Raw genomic sequence first — 17,179 nt, 5'->3', positions numbered from 1 at the left:
CACCCGCGAGCACTCGCGAGCACTCGCGACCACCCGCGACCACCCCCGAACACACGGCACAAAGCCATGTCACGCCCGGACCGCCCGGAGCGCCCCGTCCGTACGGCGCGCCGGACCGGGCGGGGCACGGTCGCCGTCATCCCTCTCGCAGGCTCGTGACCAGATCGCGCGGCAGCCCATGGGTGTCGTGGAGGTAGTGGAAGTCCTCATCCGTCAGCGGGCCATGGAACCGGGGCCGGGCGAGCACCTGTCGTCCGCGCTCCAGGAGCCGGCGGAACCGGCGCTCCTCGTCGAGCAGCAGACGGCGTACGCCGGCGGTCTCCCCGTCCAGCCGGAAGTGGTCGAGGGTGTGGGCGAGCAGCTCGTCCGGCAGGTCGTGGAGACCGCGCGACGGATCGTCCCGCCACAGCACCGTGAGCACCCGGCGCACCAGGCGGCGCAGGACATAGCCCCGTCCGGTGTTGGCCGGGCGTACCCCGTCGCCGATGACCACGACGGCCGAGCGGAGATGGTCGTAGACCAGGCGCAGTGACGGTTCGTCCAGGGGCCACAGGGCCGGGACGAGCCGGCGCCAGGGGTCGAACACGTCGCACTCGAACACCGACGACCTGCCCTGCAGCAGAGAGGCGAGCCGTTCCACGCCCAGCCCGGTGTCGATGTTGCGCTGCGGCAGTGGCACGAGGGAGCCGTCCTCCAGGCGGCGATGGCGCATCATCACGTGGTTCCACACCTCGACCCAGCGGTCGTCGCGCGTGGGCGTCGAGCGGGGCGGGGTGTCGCCGGTCCACAGGAAGATCTCCGAGTCGGGCCCGCACGGGCCGACCGGGCCGTTGGACCACCAGTTGTCCTCCACGGTCAGCTCGACGGGAACGCCGCGGTCCTGCCACACCCGCAGGGAAGCGGTGTCCGGGCCGACCTGCTCGTCGCCGCCGTAGACGGTGGCGTGCAGCAGGCCCGGATCGATCCCCAGCCCCTCGGTCAGCAGGTCGTAGCCCCAGTTGAGACTCTGCGGGCCCTCGTAGTCGCCGAGGGACCAGGTGCCGAGCATCTCGAACACGGTCAGATGGGTCGTGTCGCCGACCTCCTCCAGGTCCGTGGTGCGCAGACAGCGCTGCAGATTGACCAGCCGACTGCCCAGGGGATGCGGGCGCCCCTCCAGATACGGGGTGAGCGGATGCATGCCGGAGGTGGTGAACAGCACCGGGTCGTCGGGGGGCGGCAGGAGGGTCGAGCCGGTGATGCGGCGATGACCGCGCTCTTCGAAGTACTCGATGAACGTTCGGACTACACGCTCGGTGTTCATGGGGGTGGCTCCTTCGCGTCACAGCGGGGGAGGCACCGGAGAACGGGACCGCTCGGTCACCACACCGGGCGAGCGGAGGAGAACGCCACGGGATCACCGACGGGCCGTCTCCGGTCGCCGGTGGAAAGGGGGAAGGTCAGGCGGCGGCAACCGGCGAGCTGGTCGCTCGCGCGGTCGCGTCGATGCTTCGGCCGGTGACGTTCATGAGAGTGACGGTAACGCGCCACGGCCCCGGAGGCATCCGGTTTTCCCGCAGGCTGAAAACCGGTGGTCGGCGGCGACTGATACCGGAAGACTCGGGCATGTGTTCCTGACGATCTCCACGCGCGGCGACGCCGCCCACCCGGCCACCGACCTCGGGTATCTGCTGCACAAGCACCCCGACAACGCGCAGAAGTTCTCCACGTCCTACGGAACTCCGTAGATACGTAGGTTGAAACTGCCCTACGCTCTGCCTCATGGCAGAGACACAGAGGGCGCTACTCGCCGCACGGATCAGCGTGGACACCGACGAATCAACGTCCATCCCACGGCAGTTGGAACACCTCCAGACGTGGGCACAGGGGCGCAGCTTCCCCGTGGCCGGCGTGGTGGAGGACCGGTCCGTATCCGGCTCTGTAGACCTCCCTGAGCGCCCCTCTATGGGGCCATGGCTCACCGAGGAAGGGCGGGAGCTTTGGGATGTGCTGGCAGTCACCACACAGGACCGCCTGAGCCGTGACGATCTCCATTTCATGGCGTTCGTCAAGAACGTTCTGGACTGGGGGAAGACTCTCGTTGTCTTGGATGATCCCTCGTTCGATATCTCCACAGAGACGGGACGGCTCATTGCCTACGCCAAGGCGACTCAGGCAGCAGCAGAGCTGAGAAAGATCCGGCAACGTGTCTCTGACGCAAGGGATTACCTACGCCGGAACGGCCTGTACGCGGGAGGCATCACGCCATTCGGCTACGTCTACGCAGACTCGCCGGACGGGAAGCATTACGTCCTGGTGCCGGAAACCAAGTACGCCAAGCTTCTACGGGAGATCTCAGAGCGCGTACGTGCTGGAGTCTCCACGAACCAGATTGCCCGAGAGCTGAACGCCAAGGGAGTAATTACGTGGCGTGACTATCTGCGCGTACTGAGAGGGAAGGAGCCAAAGCGCAGGAACGGGAACGCTCTGACAGAGCCCAAGGGAACTAACTGGACTCCCAGGGTGGTTCAGAACATCCTCAAGCACCCTGCCTGTGCCGGATTCCTCGCTTACAAGGGTGAGCCGTACGAGGATGATCAGGGGAACCTCGTAATGGCGACGGAGTACCCGATTCTCACTCATGCCGAATGGCAAGCCACTGTGTCCGCCATCAAGTCCCGTGGCGTATCGAACATCCGGCGTGGCGATGCTGTCTCCCTACTGACAGGCATTGCACGGTGCGGGAGTTGTGGGGCTCGGATGTTCTGCCACCGACTTAAGAAGACTCTGGCAACGGGGGAAGTCAAGGTCTACCGGCACTACTCCTGTACGTCCCGTTCCAAGGCAATGCCCTGTGACAGTCCGGCTCGGATTCCAGAGGACTTCCTGAATGAGATCTTTGAGGGAGTCCTCTTGGACAGGCTTGGTGACCTCCCGGAAGTGGTGAAGGTGACCGAGCCGGGGGAGGACCACACAGCAGAGCTGGAGCAGGTCACAGCACGTCTGCTCAGGCTGGAGAAGGACTATGAGAACGGCCGGTACGACGACCCCGAGAAGGAACAGTCCTACTGGCGTATGCACGGGAATCTCACCAGGAAACAGAAGGAGTTGAAAGCCAAGCCGGTACGCCCCTCAGTCACTCGATACGTAGAGACGGGTCTGACGTGGGCTCAGAAGTGGGGAGGCATGCGCACCGAGGAACGTAGGGATTACCTCACAGGCAGGGACGTACGGGTCTACGTCTGGAAGAGCGCACTTCTCAACGCGAGTCACGGCGTAGTCGTGTCCCTCGGCGACCTACAGGAACTTGCCAAAGCTGCGGGACTGGACTCCGCCTCTGTTGAGGGGTGGCAGTTGAACGGCTGGAACGTACCGGCGCATTGGACGAACCCGGAACTCAGGGACTTCCCAAGCAGGCTGGTGGATACGTCAGTTGTTCCAGAGGTCATTGATCAGCTACACCAGAAGCTCTTGAGCGCCCCTGAGAGCGTCTGAGAACGCGAGAGAGCTCCTGGATACCTTCCCGAGTTGGGAGGGCGTCACAGGGGCTTTTCTGTGTCTTTATGTCGATTGATCTGGAGCTAGAACCATCCCATGAGGCACTGACAAACAGACATGAATCATTCCGCTTACGGACACAGCTAAGCGCCCGGCTCCGAGGCGAACCGGGCGCGATGCCGCGCGCATTGAAACCGGCTGGCGGCTACGCCTACTCCGTCTCCTCCAATTCATCAAAGGAGAGCTGTCGGTGCAGGGAAGGCTCATACCCTAAGACTTGTCCCGTAACTGCTGGTCACGGATGAGATGATCTTGGTGTGGCTGGTGTGATCACGGCGTCGGAGCCGTCCTGGATAGCCCCGTTCACCGGGCTGAGTCCGCGTCAGTTCGGCAAGCTGATCACAGCGTTGCGACGCGAGGGCGCCGACCCGGTGCGCAAGGGCCGGCCCTGGAGTCTGCCGCTGGAGGACCGGGTCCTGCTGATCGCCGCCTATTGGCGGACCAACCTCACGCTGCGCCAACTGGCGCCGCTGTTCGGGGTGTCAAAGTCCGCAGCCGACCGCATCATCGACCACCTCGGACCCGCGCTCGCCCTCCAGCCGCGCAGACGGTTCCGCCGGGACACCGTGCTGATCGTGGACGGCACTCTGGTGCCCACCCGCGACCACACCGTCGCCGAGCAGTCAAAGAATTACCGGTACTCCACCAACCACCAGGTCGTCATCGACGCCGATACCCGGCTCGTCGTGGCCGTCGGCCGGCCACTGCCCGGCAACCGCAACGACTGCAAGGCTTGGGAGCTGTCCGGCGTGAAAGACGCCGTCGGCCACACCACGGTCATCGCAGACGGCGGCTACCGCGGCACCGGCCTGGTCATCCCGCACCGCCGCGAGCGCGGCCAGGCCGAACTCCCGGCCTGGAAAGAGGAACACAACGCCTCGCACCGCAAAGTCCGCGCCCGCGTCGAGCACGCCTTCGCCCGGATGAAGACCTGGAAGATCCTGCGCGACTGCCGCCTCAAAGGTGACGGCGTCCACCACGCCATGCTCGGCATCGCCCGCCTGCACAACCTCACCCTTGCCGGGTGACGGAGAAACGGCAGGTCATCCAGCACACCAAAGATCATTTACGGGACAACGCTTAGGAAGCGAGACAGACCTGCAGGCACTCAAGGAATTCGATCCGACGGCGACGGGCCCGGTGCCCACAGCCGAGGAGGCCACCGGGGTTCCGGCTCGCACCTTCGCCCAGTGGGCACACGACCATGCCCGGGAGTTTCTCCCCGACTGACGGTTTCATGCCGCGGACCGGAGCTTTCGAAGGCAGATGATGCTGCACGCCAGGGTCAACAACCCATGGTGGATGTCGGCGCGTCGTTCGTAGCGGACACGGAGCCGTTTGAACTGGTGCAGCCAGGCGAAGGCACGCTCGACCACCCAGCGCACCTTGCCAAGCCCCGAACCATGGGGGACGCCGCGTCGGGCGATCACCGGCTTGATGCCGCGTTTCCATAGTAGGCGGCGGTACTTGTCGAAGTCGTAGCCCCGGTCGGCGTAGATGCGCCGGGGTTTGCGGCGGGGGCGTCCCCGCTGACCCCGGATAGGTGGGATGGCGTCGAGCAGCGGCAGGAGCTGGGTGACGTCGTGGCGGTTGCCGCCGGTGAGCGTGACGGCAAGCAGGGTTCCGTGGCGGTCGACTATCACATGATGCTTCGAGCCTGGACGGGCGCGGTCGACCGGGGAAGACCCGACGCGATCCCCCCTAATCCAGGATGTAAGCAGACGGCCCGGGCTCGTGCAACGCCCCGGGCAGCTGCTTGTGCAGGACAGCGAATGCCTGGATCCCCCCTGGCCGTCAAGGCCTCCTCAAAGAGCGGTATCGCTGTCCGTTGCGGGGCTCCCGGTGATGACGCGGGCGCCGGGCTGATGCCTCCGTTTCCCCGGCCTCATCCATCCGCGAGCCCGTGAGCTCTGCAGAAAGAACGAGCCCCTGGAGTGCGCTGGTGTCGTGAACGGCTACTGAGATGGCGGACGTACGAGTCCTTGGATTAGGGCGCCGCGTGACCCGCATGTGCTCGTGACCTGCATAAACGGACGGATCTGGGAGGACAGCTTGACTGTGTTTTGCGGCATCGACTGGGCGGAGCGCCACCACGACGTCGCCGTCGTCGACGAAGCCGGCACCCTGCTCGCCCAAGCCCGTATCACCGACGACGCGGCCGGCTACCACCAGCTCCTGGCCCTCTTGGCCGAGCACGGTGACAGCCCAGACGATCCGATACCGGTGGCCATCGAGACCAGCCACGGCCTTCTGGTCGAGAGCCTGCGCACCGGCAGCCGTCGGGTCTTCGCGATCAACCCGCTCGCCGCCGCCCGCTATCGCGACCGCCACGGCGTCAGCCGGAAGAAGTCCGACCCCGGCGACGCCCTGGTCCTGGCGAACATCCTGCGCACCGACATGCACGCCCACCGGCCCCTGCCGGCCGACTCCGAACTTGCCCAGGCCATCACGGTCCTGGCCCGAGCCCAGCAGGACGCCGTCTGGACTAGGCAGCAGGTCGCCAACCAGGTCCGCTCGCTCCTGCGCGAGTACTACCCCGCTGCTCTGCTGGCCTTCCAGGGCAAACAAGGCGGTCTGACCAGGGCTGACGCCCGCGTCATCCTCACCCTGGCCCCGACCCCGGCCAAGGCCGCGAAGCTCACCCTCGCCCAGTTGCGGGGCGCCCTGAAACGTAGTGGCCGCCTCCGCGGCTGCGACGCGGAAGCCGAGCGGCTGCGGGATACCTTCCGTGCCGAGTACGCCCACCAGCTGCCCGGCGTCGAGGATGCCTTCGGCCACCAGCTCATGGCCCTGCTCAAGCAGTTGGACGCCACCTGCCAGGCTGCGGACGATCTCGCGGAGGCGGTCACAGCCGCCTTTCACCAGCACGCCGACAGTGAGATCCTGCTCAGCTTCCCGGGCCTGGGGCCCATGCTCGGCGCTCGCGTGCTCGCAGAGCTGGGCGACGACCGGGGACGGTTCGCCGACGCCCGGGCGCTGAAGTCGTACGCCGGACCCGCGCCCATCACCCGGGCCTCTGGCAAGAAGCGGTTCGTCGGCCGCCGGTTCGTCAAGAACAACCGCCTCATCAACGCTGGCTTCCTCTGGGCCTTCGCCGCCCTCACCGCCTCACCGGGAGCGAACGCGCACTACCGACGCCGACGCGAGCACGGAGACTGGCATGCCGCCGCGCAACGGCACTTGCTGAACCGCTTCCTCGGCCAGCTCCACCACTGTGTCAAGGCCCAGCAGCATTTCGACGAACAGCAGGCCTTTGCACCGCTCCTTCCAGCGCATGCATGCCCCGCCAACCCGACCGACTCCGTCGACGAGAACGACGGCAGTTCGACAGAGCCACGCTGTCGAGCGCGAACTCAATCAGAGGGCGTGACCGGGGCCCGCAGGCCGAGCCACTGATCGGCATCCCAGGCCCGGAACCGCTCCGCTTCGGTGAACCCCAGCTTTGCCGCGAGGCGCATCGAACGGACGTTGGCGGTCTGGGTGGCGAGCACCACCGGCTCACCCGGAAGGACGTCTTCGAGCCAGTCCAGTGCCGCCGCGCACGCCTCGGCGGCATACCCGAATCCCCACGCCCGCGGCAGGAACAGGTAGCCGAGATCGACCTTCCCCACGGCAGTGGGGCAGAGGTGCTCCGTTGCTCTCCTGAGCAGGATCTGGCCGATCATCGCCCCTTCGAGATCGACGACGAAGCTCCCGGACCGCCGCCCGGGCGTCTCGGGCATCTCGCGCTCAAGCTCGTCACGCGGGCGAGGGCCGCCGAGATAGGTGTGCACCTCCGACGAGGCGTGCAGCTCGATGAACGCCGCACGGTCCCAGGCCTCGGGCTCACGCAGCACGAGCCTCTCGGTCTTGATCGGTGCAGGCGGCCACGCAACAGGTCCGAGATCATTCATGTTGGCCAGCCAATCAGCGGCCTCAGTGGTGATCAAGACTCGCGGTCCCTCTTGACTTCTTATCCCTCTGAGATGTCTTTGAGGGCCCGAACATGCGACCCGTCCACGGCGTAGTCGTCCAACTCCAGAAGCTCCGCCTGGCGCAGCTCAGTCAGAAGGGCGGCGTGCAGGCGGGGCCAGACGCCAGCCTCGGTCCAGTCCCGCAGCCGGCGCCACGCCGTCACCCCGGAGCAGCCCACGACCTCGGTGGGAACGTCGCGCCATGCGACACCGGTCCGCAACACGTACAGCACGCCTGCGAGTGCCGTCCGGTCCGCAACGCGCAAGCGTCCGGGATAGCGGCGGCGCCGTTCAGGAACGGGAGGCAAGAGCGGAGCCACGCGCTCCCACAGATCATCCGGAACAAGACCAGAACGCACCCGGATACCCTGCCGGACAAGATCGCCAAGTACAAGGCCACCGAGCACAACTCATTCTGAAACGATCAGTTACTCCTCCTCGTACTCCGGAAGCCTCTGTCCCCGGCTCTCTGCGATGTTCAGTACGTCCGTCAGGCTCTCGATCAGCCGTCCGGCGATCCACCTCAGCTCACCTGCCGTCAGCTCGGCTGCCTCACCGACCATCGGCCGTGCCAACTCCACGATGACCGTTGCCGTTTCGATCTGCTGGCTCTCGATCCTGTCTGCCAGCAAGGACAGGGGAGTCGGTGATCCGTCAGTGATCAGGTGCGCCCTCTTCCCTTCCGGCCCAGAGAACGGCAACAGCCGGACAACGCTACGCTCTGCCATGTCATCCCTGCTTTCGTCAGGTGTGGCCACGCCCCCGGACAGTTCGCCCTGTCGCGGGGGTCCTTTCTTGGCTCACCAGACTACCTGGGTATCTGACTACCTCGATAGCGCGTTGGGTGAATCTCTCGCACGCTGAATAGGTGGAGATCAACAGGGCAGAGCCGCATTGGCCACAGGTGGCAGAGGAGATCCGGCGACGCATCCGTGAGGGCATGTACGCCCCTGGTGCGCGCGTGCCGGGCACTGTGGCACTGGCAGCAGAGTTCGACGTGTCGCAGTCAACGGCATCCCGAGCACTGGCCAGGCTCCGCACTGAGGGAGTTGTGTACGTGATCAGTGGACGTGGCTACTTCGTCTCAGAGCCCACGTAATCCAGTACCAACCTGGCCCACTGCCACCCATACTCGATCACGTGTTCCTGACGATCTCGACTACCGGCAACGAGCAGCGCCCGGCTACTGACCTGGGGTTTCTCCTCCATAAGCACCCTGACAACCCGTTCTCAACCAAGCTGTCCTACGGCACGGGGCACGTCTTCTACCCCGAGGCGGACGACCGGCGCTGCACGGCCGCGCTGTTGCTGGAGATCGACACGCTCGCGCTGGTCCGGCGGGGCAAGGGCAAGGGCCGCGGCGGCGCGCCCGACGCGGCGCTCGCGCAGTACGTCAACGACCGTCCGTACGCGGCCTCCTCGCTGCTCGCCGTCGCGCTCAGCGGTGTCTTCTCCAGCGCCCTGCGCGGGGTGTGCACCGCCCGCCCCGAGCGGGCCGCCGCCCCGCTGCCGCTGCGCATCGAGGTGCCCGCGCTGCCCGCCCGCGGCGGCGCCGATCTCGTCCGACGGCTCTTCGAGCCGCTCGGCTGGACGGTGAGCGCCGACCCGGTGCCGCTCGACGCGCAGTTCCCGCAGTGGGGCGACTCGCGGTACGTCCGTCTCGTCCTGGAGTCGGAGGCGCTGACCCTCGCCGAGGCGCTGCGCCATCTGTACGTCCTGCTGCCGGTCCTCGACGACGCCAAGCACTACTGGGTCTCCTCCGACGAGGTCGACAAGCTGCTGCGGGCCGGCGAGGGCTGGCTGCCCGGCCATCCGGAGCAGCAGCTGATCACCAGCCGGTATCTCTCCCGCCGCTGGTCGCTGACCCGCCAGGCCAGGGAGCGGCTGGAGCTGGTGCGGCTCGCCGAGGCCGACGACAGCGAGGTCGAGCAACTCGACAACGCCGTCGAGGCGGAGACCGAGGCGGAGGAGAAGCCGACCCCGCTCGCCGTGCGGCGAAGGGACGCGATCGTCGCGGCCCTGCACGCCTCGGGCGCGGCCCGGGTCCTCGACCTGGGCTGCGGGCAGGGCCAGTTGGTGCAGGCGCTGCTCAAGGACGTGCGGTTCACCGAGATCGTCGGTGTCGACGTGTCCGTGCGGGCGCTCACCATCGCCGCGCGGCGGCTGAAGCTGGACCGCATGGGGGAGCGGCAGGCGTCCCGGGTCCGGCTCGTGCAGGGCTCTCTCGCCTACACCGACAACCGGCTCAAGGGCTATGACGCCGCCGTGCTCAGCGAGGTGATCGAGCATCTCGACCTGCCCCGGCTGCCCGCTCTGGAGTACGCCGTGTTCGGGCACGCCCGCCCGAAGACGGTCCTCGTGACCACCCCGAACGTGGAGTACAACGTCCGCTGGGAGTCCCTGCCAGCCGGACACGTCCGGCACGGCGACCACCGCTTCGAGTGGACCCGCGAGGAGTTCCGCACCTGGGCGCAGGCGGTCGCCGAACGGCACGGATACGACGTGGAGTTCGTACCCGTCGGGCCGGACGACCCCGACGTGGGGCCGCCCACCCAGATGGCCCTGTTCCACCGCGACGACACCGAGAAGGAGGCGAAGGCGGCATGACCCTGAACCGCACGGGACGGACCCTCCCCGTCCCCGACCTCTGCCTCGTCGTCCTCGTCGGCGCCTCCGGCTCCGGCAAGTCCACCTTCGCCCGCCGGCACTTCAAGCCGACCGAGGTGATCTCCTCGGACTTCTGCCGCGGTCTCGTCTCCGACGACGAGAACGACCAGAGCGCGACCCGGGACGCCTTCGACGTCCTGCACTACATCGCCGGCAAGCGGCTGGCCGCCGGCCGCCGTACCGTCGTGGACGCCACCAGCGTGCAGCAGGACGCCCGGCGTCAGCTGATCGAGCTGGCGAAGAGGCACGACGTGCTGCCCATCGCCATCGTGCTGGACATGCCGGAGGAGGTGTGCGCCGAGCGCAACGCGGCCCGCACCGACCGTGCCGACATGCCCCGCCGGGTCATCCAGCGCCACATCCGCGAACTGCGCCGCTCGCTCAGGCACCTGGAGCGCGAGGGCTTCCGCAAGGTGCACGTCCTGCGCGGGGCCGAGGAGGCGGAGAGCGCCACCGTCGTCACCGAGAAGCGCTTCAACGACCTGACCCACCTCACCGGCCCGTTCGACATCGTCGGCGACATCCACGGCTGCGCGGCCGAACTGGAGTCGCTGCTGGCCAAGTTGGGCTATGTGGACGGCGTGCACCCCGAGGGCCGTACCGCCGTGTTCGTCGGTGACCTGGTCGACCGCGGCCCGGACACCCCGGGTGTGCTGCGCCGCGTGATGTCCATGGTCGCCTCCGGAAACGCGCTGTGCGTGCCCGGCAACCACGAGAACAAGTACGGCCGCCACCTCAAGGGCCGCAAGGTCCAGCACACCCACGGGCTCGCCGAGACCATCGCGCAGATGGAGGGCGAGAGCCAGGAGTTCAAGGACCAGGTCCGCGCGTTCCTCGAAGGACTCGTCAGCCACTACGTCCTCGACGGCGGCAAGCTGGTCGTCTGCCACGCCGGCCTGCCCGAGAAGTACCACGGCCGTACCTCCGGCCGGGTCCGCTCGCACGCCCTGTACGGCGACACCACCGGCGAGACCGACGAGTTCGGGCTGCCGGTGCGCTACCCGTGGGCGGAGGACTACCGAGGCCGGGCGGCCGTGGTCTACGGCCACACTCCGGTCCCGGAGGCGACATGGCTGAACAACACCATCTGCCTGGACACCGGCGTGGTCTTCGGCGGCAAGCTGACCGCGCTGCGCTGGCCGGAGCGGGAACTGGTCGACGTACCGGCCGAGCGGGTCTGGTACGAGCCGACGCGCCCGCTGCGCGCCGAGGCGCCCGGCGGTCAGGACGGCCGGCCGCTGGACCTGGCGGACGTGTACGGCCGCAGGGCCGTGGAGACCCGGCACGCGGGCAGGGTGGCGGTCCGGGAGGAGAACGCGGCGGCGGCCCTGGAGGTCATGAGCCGCTTCGCGACCGACCCGCGGCTGCTGCCCTACCTGCCGCCGACCATGGCGCCGACGGCGACCTCGCACCGGGAGAGCTATCTGGAACACCCCGCCGAGGCCTTCGCGCAGTACGCGGTGGACGGCGTCGAGCGGGTCGTGTGCGAGGAGAAGCACATGGGCTCGCGGGCCGTGGCCCTGGTGTGCCGGGACGCGGAAGCGGCACGCAAGCGCTTCGGAGTGGACGGCCCCACAGGGTCCCTCTACACCCGTACCGGGCGGCCGTTCTTCGACGACGAGACGGTGACCGAGGAGATCCTCGGCCGGCTGCGCTCGGCGATCACGGACGCCGGGCTCTGGGACGAACTGGCCACCGACTGGCTGCTGTTGGACGCCGAGCTGATGCCGTGGTCGCTGAAGGCGTCCGGGCTGCTGCGGTCGCAGTACGCGGCCGTCGGCGCCGCGTCCGGCGCGGTGTTCCCGGGTGCGCTGGCCGCCCTGGAGGCCGCGGCGGCGCGCGGCGCCGACGTGGGCGCACTGCTGGACCGGCAGCGGGAACGCGCGTCCGACGCGGCCGCGTTCACCGCCGCCTACCGCCGGTACTGCTGGACCACGGACGGCCTGGACGGCGTACGCCTGGCGCCGTTCCAGCTCCTTGCCGTGCAGGGCCGCAGCCTCGCCGCGCTGCCGCACGACGAGCAACTGGCCCTGATCGACCGGCTGGTGGAGCACGACGGCACCGGGCTGCTGCAGACCACCCGGCGGCTGTACGTCGACACCGGTGACCCGGAGTCGGTGCGCGCGGGCGTCGACTGGTGGCTGGAGATGACCGGCCGCGGCGGTGAGGGCATGGTGGTCAAGCCGGTCGGCGCGCTGGTCCGGAACGCGGAGGGCCGGCTGGTGCAGCCCGGCATCAAGTGCCGGGGCCGCGAGTACCTGCGGATCATCTACGGCCCCGAATACACCCGGCCGGACAACCTGGCCAGGCTCCGGCAGCGGTTCCTGAACCACAAGCGGTCCCTCGCCCTGCGCGAGTACGCCCTCGGCCTGGAGGCCCTGGACCGGCTCGCGGACGGGGAGCCGCTGTGGCGGGTGCACGAGGCGGTGTTCGGGGTGCTGGCCCTGGAGTCGGAGCCGGTGGACCCACGGTTGTGAGACCGGGCCGCCGTATCCGCACCCTTCCTGTTCTCGTCAATGGGACGAGAACAGGAAGGGGCGGAAACGGTCGAGAAGGGCGTGAAGACGGGCGGCTGCGGCCAGGATGGAGGCATGGCATACCACGTCGACTCCGAGGCCGGTCGGCTGCGCCGCGTGATCCTGCACCGGCCCGACCTAGAGCTCAAGAGGCTCACTCCCAGCAACAAGGACGCCCTCCTCTTCGACGACGTGCTGTGGGTGCGCCGGGCGCGTGCCGAGCACGACGGGTTCGCCGACGCCCTGCGGGACCGCGGAGTCGCCGTCCACCTCTTCGGTGACCTGCTGGCCGAAGCCCTGGAACTGCCCGAGGCCCGCACTCTGGTCCTCGACCGGGTCTTCCACGAGAAGGAGTACGGCCCCCTCGCCACCGACCATCTGCGCGCCGCGTTCGCCGCCCTGCCCGCGCCCGAGCTGGCCGAGGTGCTCGTGGGTGGGATGACCAAGCGGGAGTTCCTGGAGGCGCACGCGGAGCCGACCTCGGTCCGCTTCCATGTGATGGACCTCGACGACTTCCTCCTCGGACCCCTCCCCAACCACCTCTTCACCCGCGACACCTCCGCCTGGATCTACGACGGGGTCGCCATCAATGCCATGCGGCTGCCCGCGCGGCAGCGCGAGACCGTCCACTTCGAGGCCATCTACCGTCACCATCCGCTGTTCCGCGACGAGACGTTCCACGTCTGGTCCCAGGGGCAGGCCGACCACCCCTCCACCATCGAGGGCGGCGATGTGCTGGTGATCGGCAACGGCGCGGTCCTGGTCGGCATGAGCGAGCGCACCACGCCGCAGGCCGTGGAAATGCTGGCGTACAAGCTGTTCGCGGCCGGCTCGGCGCGCACCATCGTCGCGCTCGACATGCCCAAGCGGCGCGCCTTCATGCACCTCGACACCGTGATGACCATGGTCGACGGTGACACCTTCACCCAGTACGCCGGGCTCGGCATGCTGCGCTCCTACACCATCGAACCGGGGGTCGGCGAGAAGGAGCTGAAGGTCACCGACCATCCGCCGGAGCACATGCACCGCGCGATCGCCGCCGCCCTCGGCCTCGGCGAGATCCGGGTGCTGACCGCCACCCAGGACGTGCACGCCGCCGAGCGGGAGCAGTGGGACGACGGCTGCAACGTCCTCGCGGTCGAACCGGGCGTCGTCGTCGCCTACGAGCGCAACTCGACGACCAACACCCACCTGCGCAAGCAGGGCATCGAGGTGATCGAGATCCCGGGCAGCGAGCTGGGCCGGGGCCGGGGCGGACCGCGGTGCATGAGCTGTCCCGTGGAGCGAGACGCCGTATAAAAATGTGAAAGGTCGTATAGACTTCCACGGTCCCCTGTAGTCTTAGTCATCTGGAGCCCCCATGGCGACAGTCCCGACCGCCCTCGCCGGCCGCCACTTCCTCAAGGAGCTGGACTTCACCGACGAGGAGTTCCGCGACCTGGTCGAGCTGGCCGCCGAGCTGAAGGCCGCCAAGCAGGCCGGGGCCGAGACGCAGTACCTGCGCGGCAAGAACATCGCGCTCGTCTTCGAGAAGACCTCGACCCGCACCCGCTGCGCCTTCGAGGTCGCCGCCGCCGACCAGGGCGCCCACACCACCTACCTCGACCCGGCCGGCTCGCAGATCGGGCACAAGGAGTCCGTGAAGGACACCGCCCGCGTTCTCGGCCGGATGTTCGACGCCATCGAGTACCGCGGACACGGCCAGGGCGTCATCGAGGAGCTGGCCACCTACGCCGGTGTCCCCGTCTACAACGGCCTCACCGACGAATGGCACCCCACCCAGATGCTCGCCGACGTGCTCACCATGACCGAGCACACCGACAAGCCGCTGGCCGAGGTCGCCTTCGCCTACCTCGGCGACGCCCGCTACAACATGGGCAACTCCTACCTGGTCACCGGCGCCCTGCTCGGCATGGACGTGCGGATCGTCGCGCCCCGGCTGCTGTGGCCGGACGAGACGATCATCGAGCTGGCCCGGCAGCTCGCCACCGCCTCCGGCGCCCGGATCGCGCTCACCGACGAGGTGAAGGAGGGCGTGCGCGGCGCGGACTTCATCGCCACCGACGTATGGGTGTCGATGGGCGAGCCCAAGGAGGTCTGGGACGAGCGCATCGCGCTGCTCGGCCCGTACGCCGTGACCATGGACGTCCTCGCCGCCACCGGCAACCCGGACGTGAAGTTCCTGCACTGCCTGCCGGCCTTCCACGACCTCGGCACCGCCGTCGGCCGTGAGATCCACGAGCGGCACGGGCTCACCGAGCTGGAGGTCACCGACGAGGTGTTCGAGTCCGAGCACTCCGTGGTCTTCGACGAGGCGGAGAACCGGATGCACACGATCAAGGCGGTCCTCGTGGCCACCCTGGCGGGTACGTCACACAGCGTTGCCTGACCCACGTCACCAGGCCTTATCCTGACCGGCGGCCCGGCACCACCCCTGCCGGGGCCGCCGCCGCGACCGCATCACGGTCGCCCGCACCACCAGAAACGAGCACCACCCGCATGCCCGCTCCCCGCATCAAGTCCCCGCATCTGCTGGTCGCCGAATCCGGCGCCGACCGCGAGGGACACGGCCTGAAGCGCACCATGGGCCTCTTCCAGCTCATCTGCTTCGGCGTCGGCGCCATCGTCGGCACCGGCATCTTCGTCGGCCTCTCCGACTCGGTCGCCCAGGCCGGTCCTGCCGTCGTCGTCTCCTTCGTCCTCGCCGCGATCACCTGCGTCTTCACCGCGTTCTCCTTCGCGGAGCTGGGCGGCGCGATCCCGGTCTCCGGCTCCTCGTACTCCTTCGCCTACGCCGGACTCGGCGAGTCCACCGCCTTCCTGGTCGGCTGGTGCCTGCTGCTGGAGTACGGCATCTCCATCTCGGCCGTCGCCGTCGGCTGGAGCCAGTACGTCAACGAGCTGCTGCACAGCCTGACCGGCTGGCAGCTCCCGGCCGCGCTGTCCGCCGGACCGGGCGACGGCGGGGTCGTCAACCTCCCCGCCGTGATCGTCATCGCCATGGCCTCCGTCCTGCTGGTGCGCGGGGTGCGCGAGAGCGCCCGGGCGACGGCCGCCATGGCCGCCGTGAAGCTGGTCGTCCTGCTGGCCTTCTGCGCCATCGGCTACAGCGCCTTCAAGCACGGCAACCTCACCCCGTTCTCGCCGGCCGGCCTCGGCGGCATCGGCGCGGGCACCACCGCCGCGTTCTTCTCCTACATCGGCTTCGACGCGATCACCACGGCCGGCGAGGAGGCGAAGAACCCGCGCCGGGACATCCCGGTCGCGATCATGGTCTGCATGGGCCTGGTGACCCTGCTCTACTGCGCGGTCGCGGTCGCCGCGATCGGCGCCATCGGCGGCAAGCAGGTCGCCGGCCGCCCCGCGGCCCTCTCCTACGTCGTCAACGAGGTCACCGGCTCCGCCGTCGGCGGCGGTGTGATCGCCTTCGGCGCGGTCGTCGCCATCGCCTCGGTCGTCCTCGCCGTGATGTACGGCCAGACCCGCATCCTGATGTCGATGTCCCGCGACGGCCTGATCCCGCGCGTCTTCGAGAAGGTCAACCCGAAGACCGCCACCCCGGTCGCCGGCACCCTGATCGTCGCCGTCGTCTTCGCGGTCCCGGCGGCCTTCGCCTCCCTCGACGCCGTGATGAACCTGTGCACCATCGGCACGCTCGCCATCATGGCCGTAGTCAACATCGTGGTCATCGCCCTGCGCCGCCGCGAACCGGGCCTCACCCGCAGCTTCCGGGTGCCCCTCTACCCCGTGGGCCCGCTGCTCGGCGTCGCCTTCTGCCTGTACCTGATGTACGAGACCGGCTGGCAGACCTGGATCCAGTTCGCCGTGTTCCTCGCGGTGGGCCTGCTCATCTACTACGGCTACGGCCGCCGGCACTCCACGCTGGCCACGGCCGTCCCCGAGGTCACGCCGAGCGCCGCCGCTGAGCGGGAACCGCAGGCAGTCTGAACCACACCGCCTTGCCCGACTCCGTGGGGCGGTGACCGCAGGACGAGCTGAGGGCGCGGATCAGCAGCAGCCCGCGCCCGCCCTCCTGCCAGACGTCGGGCTCCTCGATCACCGGGCGGGCCAGATGGCCGGGCGGCGCCGGGTCCGGGTCGTGCACCTCGACCTGGCAGCCGGTCGGCAGCAGCTCCACCACCAGCTCTATCGGGCCTCGCCCGGCGGTGTGCTCCACCGCGTTGGCCACCAGTTCCGCCGTGAGCAGCTCCGCGGTGTCACAGTCGGCCGTGTGCTCCACCTCGGCGAGGGCCGTGCGCACCAGGGCGCGGGCCACGGGCACCGCCGCTGCGGTGTGCGGCAGCGCGATGCGCCAGGAGGCCGATTCGATGGGGCGTTCGTGCAAGGCGAGTCCGTTCATGGAGCAGGCTGTCCTGCTTTCAACTGTAGGAATGGTACGGGCCCCGGCCGCAGGGGCCGTCGACGGGCTTCGCCCGGGACCTTCGGCCCCGGTACCGGCGGCTTACCCCGGCGAACGACCCGCCTCGCCTGTCCGTGCCCCTTGTT

General features: G+C 68.6%; 12 protein-coding genes and 4 pseudogenes. 10 read left to right on the top strand and 6 right to left on the bottom strand.

The genetic code is table 11. The features are described from left to right. Positions 1-136 precede the first annotated feature (136 nt). Positions 137-1,303, bottom strand: coding sequence for an alanine--tRNA ligase-related protein (locus tag AB5L52_RS11440; RefSeq protein WP_369363764.1), 1,167 nt, complete (start codon positions 1,301-1,303; stop codon positions 137-139). 304 nt (positions 1,304-1,607) lie between these two features. On the opposite strand from AB5L52_RS11440, the pseudogene AB5L52_RS11435 reads away from it, so the two are divergent. The 3 genes and pseudogenes from AB5L52_RS11435 to AB5L52_RS11425 all read left to right on the top strand — a co-directional run. Beyond that, positions 1,608-1,721: pseudogene (locus tag AB5L52_RS11435) on the top strand (hypothetical protein); the annotation flags it as partial. Between the two features lie 40 nt (positions 1,722-1,761). Then, on the top strand, positions 1,762-3,474 hold the full coding sequence (locus AB5L52_RS11430) for a recombinase family protein (protein ID WP_369363762.1): 1,713 nt from the start codon (positions 1,762-1,764) through the stop codon (positions 3,472-3,474). A gap of 320 nt (positions 3,475-3,794) precedes the next feature. After that, positions 3,795-4,565, top strand: a complete 771-nt coding sequence (locus tag AB5L52_RS11425) for a transposase (protein WP_067011155.1) — start codon at positions 3,795-3,797, stop codon at positions 4,563-4,565. Positions 4,566-4,772: 207 nt separating this feature from the next. On the opposite strand, the pseudogene AB5L52_RS11420 reads toward AB5L52_RS11425, so the two are convergent. Next, positions 4,773-5,237: pseudogene (locus AB5L52_RS11420) on the bottom strand (IS5 family transposase); the annotation flags it as partial. A 337-nt stretch (positions 5,238-5,574) separates the two neighbouring features. Between AB5L52_RS11420 and AB5L52_RS11415 the strand changes: the two are divergent. Then, positions 5,575-6,816, top strand: a pseudogene (locus AB5L52_RS11415) (IS110 family transposase); the annotation flags it as partial. A gap of 74 nt (positions 6,817-6,890) precedes the next feature. Here the strand turns inward: AB5L52_RS11415 and AB5L52_RS11410 are convergent. The 3 genes and pseudogenes from AB5L52_RS11410 to AB5L52_RS11400 all read right to left on the bottom strand — a co-directional run bounded on the left by AB5L52_RS11410 (position 6,891) and on the right by AB5L52_RS11400 (position 8,218). After that, positions 6,891-7,430 (bottom strand): GNAT family N-acetyltransferase, encoded by a 540-nt coding sequence (locus AB5L52_RS11410; protein WP_369368854.1) that lies wholly within the window; start codon positions 7,428-7,430, stop codon positions 6,891-6,893. Between the two features lie 77 nt (positions 7,431-7,507). Next, positions 7,508-7,849, bottom strand: a pseudogene (locus tag AB5L52_RS11405) (transposase); the annotation flags it as partial. A gap of 69 nt (positions 7,850-7,918) precedes the next feature. Further along, positions 7,919-8,218, bottom strand: coding sequence for a hypothetical protein (locus AB5L52_RS11400; protein WP_369363760.1), 300 nt, complete (start codon positions 8,216-8,218; stop codon positions 7,919-7,921). Positions 8,219-8,358: 140 nt separating this feature from the next. Between AB5L52_RS11400 and AB5L52_RS11395 the strand changes: the two genes are divergently transcribed. The 6 genes from AB5L52_RS11395 (at position 8,359) to AB5L52_RS11370 (ending at position 16,621) form a co-directional block, all read left to right on the top strand. Next, entirely contained in the window at positions 8,359-8,589 is a 231-nt protein-coding gene (locus AB5L52_RS11395) for a winged helix-turn-helix domain-containing protein (protein ID WP_369363757.1), read from the top strand. A gap of 41 nt (positions 8,590-8,630) precedes the next feature. Beyond that, positions 8,631-10,097, top strand: coding sequence for a 3' terminal RNA ribose 2'-O-methyltransferase Hen1 (locus AB5L52_RS11390; RefSeq protein WP_369363756.1), 1,467 nt, complete (start codon positions 8,631-8,633; stop codon positions 10,095-10,097). Next, on the top strand, positions 10,094-12,634 hold the full coding sequence (locus tag AB5L52_RS11385) for a polynucleotide kinase-phosphatase (protein ID WP_369363754.1): 2,541 nt from the start codon (positions 10,094-10,096) through the stop codon (positions 12,632-12,634). The genes AB5L52_RS11390 and AB5L52_RS11385 overlap by 4 nt, the downstream gene beginning before the upstream one ends. Before the next feature lie 114 nt (positions 12,635-12,748). Next, the gene (locus AB5L52_RS11380; protein ID WP_351015818.1) at positions 12,749-13,972 is read left to right on the top strand and encodes an arginine deiminase; all 1,224 of its coding nucleotides are present in this window, start codon (positions 12,749-12,751) and stop codon (positions 13,970-13,972) included. 61 nt (positions 13,973-14,033) lie between these two features. Continuing rightward, positions 14,034-15,062 carry an ornithine carbamoyltransferase gene (gene argF, locus AB5L52_RS11375; protein WP_369363752.1) on the top strand — a complete coding sequence of 343 codons (1,029 nt, stop codon included), beginning with the start codon at positions 14,034-14,036 and terminating at the stop codon, positions 15,060-15,062. A 110-nt stretch (positions 15,063-15,172) separates the two neighbouring features. Then, positions 15,173-16,621, top strand: a complete 1,449-nt coding sequence (locus AB5L52_RS11370; RefSeq protein ID WP_369363750.1) for an amino acid permease — start codon at positions 15,173-15,175, stop codon at positions 16,619-16,621. On the opposite strand, the gene AB5L52_RS11365 is transcribed toward AB5L52_RS11370, so the two are convergent. Continuing rightward, positions 16,578-17,033: an ATP-binding protein gene (locus AB5L52_RS11365; protein ID WP_351015810.1), complete on the bottom strand. Its 456-nt coding sequence runs from the start codon at positions 17,031-17,033 to the stop codon at positions 16,578-16,580. The two genes, AB5L52_RS11370 and AB5L52_RS11365, sit on opposite strands and share 44 nt — an antisense overlap. Positions 17,034-17,179 lie beyond the last annotated feature (146 nt).

Origin of the sequence: Streptomyces sp. CG4 (genome assembly GCF_041080655.1) — a bacterium.
GTDB lineage: Bacteria > Actinomycetota > Actinomycetes > Streptomycetales > Streptomycetaceae > Streptomyces.
This window is presented reverse-complemented; position numbering and strand designations above follow the sequence as displayed.